4 protein-coding genes and 1 tRNA gene are annotated in these 5,337 nt (G+C 76.3%); 2 read left to right on the top strand and 3 right to left on the bottom strand.

All coding sequences use genetic code 11. The features are described 5' to 3' along the window. Positions 1-190: 190 nt before the first annotated feature. Together VER05_RS17995 and VER05_RS17990 are read right to left on the bottom strand one after the other, a co-directional pair. A tRNA-Ser gene (locus VER05_RS17995) sits at positions 191-279 on the bottom strand. Positions 280-355: 76 nt separating this feature from the next. Continuing rightward, complete coding sequence (locus tag VER05_RS17990) at positions 356-1,621, bottom strand: threonine/serine exporter family protein (protein ID WP_324846686.1); 1,266 nt, start codon at positions 1,619-1,621, stop codon at positions 356-358. A gap of 92 nt (positions 1,622-1,713) precedes the next feature. Between VER05_RS17990 and VER05_RS17985 the strand changes: the two genes are divergently transcribed. Together VER05_RS17985 and VER05_RS17980 are read left to right on the top strand one after the other, a co-directional pair. Continuing rightward, a complete protein-coding gene (locus VER05_RS17985; protein WP_324846685.1) occupies positions 1,714-4,584 on the top strand; it encodes an Ig-like domain-containing protein in 2,871 nt (956 codons plus the stop codon). Positions 4,585-4,603: 19 nt separating this feature from the next. Then, entirely contained in the window at positions 4,604-4,999 is a 396-nt protein-coding gene (locus VER05_RS17980; RefSeq protein ID WP_324846684.1) for a YchJ family protein, read from the top strand. On the opposite strand, the gene VER05_RS17975 is transcribed toward VER05_RS17980, so the two are convergent. Next, positions 4,969-5,337, bottom strand: a 369-nt coding sequence (locus VER05_RS17975) for a hypothetical protein (RefSeq protein ID WP_324846683.1), incomplete at its 5' end; no start/stop codon positions are given. The two genes, VER05_RS17980 and VER05_RS17975, sit on opposite strands and share 31 nt — an antisense overlap.

The following is a 5,337-nucleotide window of genomic DNA, read 5'->3' as shown; positions in this document are numbered from 1 at the left end:
GGGGACCGACAGCCGAGTTCCTCAGGTCGCCTCAGATGCGCCGCGACTTCGACTACACCGTGTGCCCGTGGACCGCAGGAGCCTGCCCGTAGGCCAGTGTGTCTCCCGGACTTCTTTGGGACTTATTGAGGAGGCCCGCCGCCTCCGACCAGCGTTTGTGCTGGTCAGGAGGCTGACGGGCCTCGTCACGCGGAGACGGTGGGATTTGAACCCACGGAAGGGTTGCCCCTTCACGACCTTAGCAGGGTCGCGCACTAGACCTGGCTATGCGACGTCTCCAGACTGCGACACAGTACCGGGCGTCCCGGGCACCCGGCAAAGCGGCCCCGGCGCGAGCCCGCGGCGCCCACCCGGATCAGTGCTCGAAGCCCCACTCGCGGTCCGTGAGCATCCGCGCCACGGCCAGCCCGACGGACAGCGCGACGACCACCAGCCCCGCCTGCACGCCGTACGCCAGCGCCTGGGTGGTGTCGCCGTTCGACAGGTAGAACACCGACCGGTACGCCGAGACGCCGGGCACCATGATGACGACGGCGGGCACGGAGACCGTGATCCGCGGGACCCCGAGCCGCGGCGCGATCACCGCCGCGAGCAGCCCGACCAGGAGCGCGGCGCCCGCGGCGGCCGCCTGCGGCGCGATCTCCCCGACCAGGTACAGCCGGCCCGTGTTCGCGACCATCCCCACGACGGCGGCGCCCAGGGCCATCCGCCACGGGCTGTTGAACATGAGCGCGAAGCCGAGCACGCCGACGAAGCTCGCGACCATGCGCAGGACCAGGAGCAGGCCCGAGTGCAGCACCGGGGCCGCCTCGGGGTCCGGGGACAGGCCGACGGCGATCGACACGCCCCACACCGCGAGCGCCGCCGAGGTCAGGATCATCAAGGCGTAGGTCAGGCGGGCGACCCCGGCGGAGAAGTCGAGCTTCGCCAGGTCGAGGCCGCCCGTCACGAGCGGGAAGCCGGGCACCAGGAACAGCACCGCCGACACGTAGCCGGCCGCGTGCCGCACCTCCGTGGCGCCCAGCCCGTGCACCGCCGACACCAGCCCCAGGTACGCGAGGCAGGCGAGCGCGGCGGCCAGCATCGTGACGCCGAACTGGTTGAACCCGCGGTGCAGCAGCACCCGCCGGGTGAGCTGCCCGAGCCAGGCGGCGACGAACGCCCCCGCCATCTCGACCGGGCCGCCGTTGTTGAGGAACGCGAACGCCGCGCACGCGACGGCCGCCCACAGCGCGTTCACCGCGTCGGGGTACAGCGGCGGCTTGCGCTCGATCCGGTCGAGCTCGGCCGAGATCTCGTCGACGGTGGCGCGCCGGCCGGACCGCGCGAGCGAACCGGCCAGGTGCTCGAGCTCGGCCAGCCGGTCCGCGTTGATGCCGACCGACCGGACCTCGGCGACCTCGGTGCGGAAGCTCGGGCCGCGGTGCGAGGTGGTCGTGATCTCGGTGAGCGTCACGTGCGCCTCGTGCCGGTCGACGCCGATCGCGCGGGCGATCCGGGCCATCGACGACTTGACCCGGTAGGACCCGGTCCCGGCGGACAGGCTCAGCCGGCCGACGCGCAGCGCGACGCCGGACTGGCGGATGAGCTCGAGCTCGTCGTCTCCTGGCTGGGTCGGCACGCGCACCATGATGACGGGCGCGCGGGCGCCGTGGCGGGACGTCCGTCCGGCCCGCCGCCACCCGCTCGCCACCCGGCCCGACGCTGGGTACCGTGACCGGACGCGCCGGTCGGGGGACCGGCGCACGAGGCATCGGGGGCACGGTGCGGGCGAGGTCGGGCAGCGGGGCGCGGCGGGACGGCACTGGGACCAGGACGACGGGGGGCTCGCGGCCGCGCGCGCGGCGCCGGTGGGCCGCCGCGGCGCTCGGCGGGCTGCTGCTCGCCGCCCTGGTGCCCGGCGGGCCCGCGCTGGCCGCCCCGGCGGACGACTGCGCCGCGCCCACCCGCACCGTCACCGGCGCGGCGACCGGCGCGGCGCTCGACATCGCGGCCGGCGAGGTCGTGCTGATCGCGGGCGGCACCCAGGTCGGCGGCGTGAACTCCCTGCCGGCCGGCGCGACCCTGTGCGTCGCGGCGGGGGCGACGCTGGCCCCGGCGTACGTGAACAACGCGGCGGGGACGATCTACGTCGCGCCCGGCGGCACCGCGACCATGCCGGCGATCACCACGAACGCGGGCTTCGCGCTCGACAACGCCGGCAGCGCGACGTTCGCCGGGCTCACGCTGAACGGCCCCGGCACCGTGACCAACCGCGCCGGGGCGTCCCTCACGATCACCGGCGCCTTCACGCCGGCGGCCGGCACCATCGTCAACGACGGCACGCTGGCGCTGCCCGGCGGCGCCACCCTCAACTCCTCCGTCTCGCTGACCAACAACGGGGCGCTCACCGCGGCGGGCACGACGATCGTCAACGGCCCGTTCGAGAACGCCGGGACCGCGAACCTCGGGGGCGACCTGATCGTCAACGGCTCGGGGTCGCTGACCAACCTGTGCGTGCTCACCGCCACCGGGGGGCTCACCAACAACGGCGGGTCCAGCAACACCGGCCTGGTCGCGCTGGGCGGCGGGTTCGCCAACCAGGGCGCGTGGCGGCAGCTGCCGGCGGCCGCGCTCACGGCGACGACCCTCACCGACGACGGCACCGTCACCGGCTTCGGCCGGTACGTGTTCAGCGGGGCGACGAGCGTGCAGGGGCAGTTCGTCGGGGACTCCGGGCTGGTGCCGATCTTCGTCGACGTCCCCGGCACGACGTTCCCCGACACCGGCGCCGGGTCCGTGACCAACGTCGACCTGCGCGACCTCGCGGTCCCCGGGCCCGCCGACTACCCGGCGCCGGACTGCGCCGACCCGGTCGGCGCGGCGTCCGCCGACGTGCAGGTCAGCAAGACCGGGCCGGCCTTCGTCGGCCCCGGCGGGCAGCTCACGTACACGATCGACGTCAGCAACGCCGGCCCCGACGAGGCGGTCGGCGTCACGGTCACCGACGCCCTGCCGGCCGAGCTGACCGGCGTCACCGTCTCCGCCGGCGGGGTCGTCGCGCCGCCGACCGTCACCTGGTCGCTCGGCACGCTCGCGGTGGGCGCGACCGTCACGCTGACCGTCACCGGCACCGCCCCGGGCAGCGGTGTGCTGGTGAACACGGTGAGCGCCACCGCGACCACGCCCGACCCGGACGCATCGAACAACGACGGCACGGCCGACTCCGAGACGGTCACCACCGAGGTCACGCCCGGCCCCGACGTCGTGGACCCGCCGACCGCCGACGACCTGGTGCGCGAGACGGTCGTCGGACGCCCGATCGTCTCGACCGTGACCGGCAGCAGCCCCGACCCGGACCTCCAGCTGCGGTACAGCACGGTGACCGGGCCGTCGGACGGCGCGCTGATCCTGCTGCCGGGCGGCCGGTTCGGGTACCTCCCGGACGCGGGGTTCGTCGGCACCGACTCGTTCACCTACCGGGTGTGCGACAACCAGGACCCGGTGCAGTGCAGCGCGCCCGCGACGGTGACGCTGATCGTGCACCCGCTGGCGGTCGACGACGAGACGACCACCCTCGTGAACACCCCGATCACGATCGACGTGCTGGCCAACGACCCGCCCGGGGCGGTGCTGGCGCCGGCGCTGGTCGACGGGCCCGACCACGGCCTGGTGTCCGTCGACCCGGCGACCGGCACGGTCCTCTACACCCCCGGCCCCGGCTACCTCGGCACCGACTCCTTCACCTACCAGGCGTGCTCCCCCGACGACCCCACGGACTGCGCCACCGCCGTGGTGACGGTGCACGTGTGGCCGGACAACCTGCCGCCGGTGGCGCCGCCGCTGTTCCTCGACACGACGGTGGACACCCCGATCGCGGGCGACCCCGGGGTGAGCGACCCCGACGGCGACGCGGTGACGATCGTGCAGACGTTCCCGAGCGCCGCCGGCGGCACCGTGACACTGTCCGGCGGCACGACGACCTACACGCCGCCACCCGGGTTCGCGGGCCGCGACCAGTTCCAGTACTCGGTGTGCGACGACGGCATCCCGGTGCTGTGCAGCACCGGCCTGGTGACCGTGCTGGTGGACCCGGTGGCCGTCGACGACGCCGCGACGACGCCCGAGGGCACGCCGGTGACGATCGACGTCGCGGCCAACGACCTCGGCACGGTGCTGCCGCCGGACGTCACCTCGCAGCCCGCGAACGGGACGGTCGCCCTGGTCGGCGGCGTGCTGGTCTACACGCCCGCGCCCGGGTTCGTCGGCACGGACACGTTCACGTACCGGGTGTGCGCGGCCGACGTCTCGCCGGCGTGCGCGAGCGCCGTGGTCACCGTGCTGGTCACGGGGGCGGACGACGGCGGCGGGGCCGGGGGCGGTGGGACCGGGGGCGGCGGCACGGGCGGCGGGTCCGGCGGGTCGGGCGGCTCCGGCGTGCTCGCGGCGGACGAGCTGCCGCGGACCGGTGCCGACAGCCTCCCGCTCGCCGTGCTGGCGCTGGGCCTGACCGGCGCGGGCGTCGCGCTCCGGACGGCGACGACGCGGTCCCGCCGGGTGCGGGTCCGGGTGCCGGCGCGGGGCGAGCGGGACGGGCGGCGCTGACCCGGCCGATACTGGAGCCGTGCCCGCCCCGACCCGCTGCCCCTGCCAGAGCGGCCTGCCCTACGCCGAGTGCTGCGGCCCGCTGCACCGCGGCGAGCGCGCGGCCCCGACCGCCGAGGCGCTGATGCGGTCCCGGTACAGCGCCTTCGCCGTCGGGGACGCGGACTACCTGGGGGCGACCTGGCACCCGTCGACCCGGCCCGCGGAGCTGGACCTCGACCCCGCGACCCGGTGGGTGCGGCTCGACGTCCTCGCCACGAGCGCCGGCGGCCCGTTCGACACCGCCGGCACCGTGGAGTTCCGCGCCACGTACCGCGACCCGGGCGAGACGCCCGGGTCGCTGCACGAGGTCAGCCGGTTCGTCCGCGAGGACGGCCGCTGGTCCTACGTCGACGGGTCCGTGTCGCGGGACTGACGCGCCCGGACCACCAGGACGCCGGTCGCCAGGAGGGCGATCGCCGCCGCGAGGACGCCCACGAGGGTCGCGCCGGTGGCCGCGAGGCGGTCCACCGCGCCCGGCGGGCGCGGGGTGTCGGCCGCGGGGTCGTCCGCGCTCGGCGGGCCGGCCGGGTCCGCCGGCTCGCGCGGGAGCGGCTCCGGCTCGGGCCCCGGCTCCGGCCCCGGCCCCGGCTCGGGCTCGGGCTCAGGCCCCGGCTCGGGCCCCGGCTCCGGCTCGGGCCCCGGCTCCGGCTCGGGCTCAGGCCCCGGCCCGGGCCCCGGCCCCGGCTCCGGCCCCGGCTCGGGCCCCGGCTC

This window comes from Cellulomonas sp., assembly GCF_035634735.1.
Lineage (GTDB): Bacteria > Actinomycetota > Actinomycetes > Actinomycetales > Cellulomonadaceae > Cellulomonas.
The sequence above is the reverse complement of the archived record's forward strand: the minus strand, read 5'-3'. Positions and strand labels throughout refer to the sequence as shown.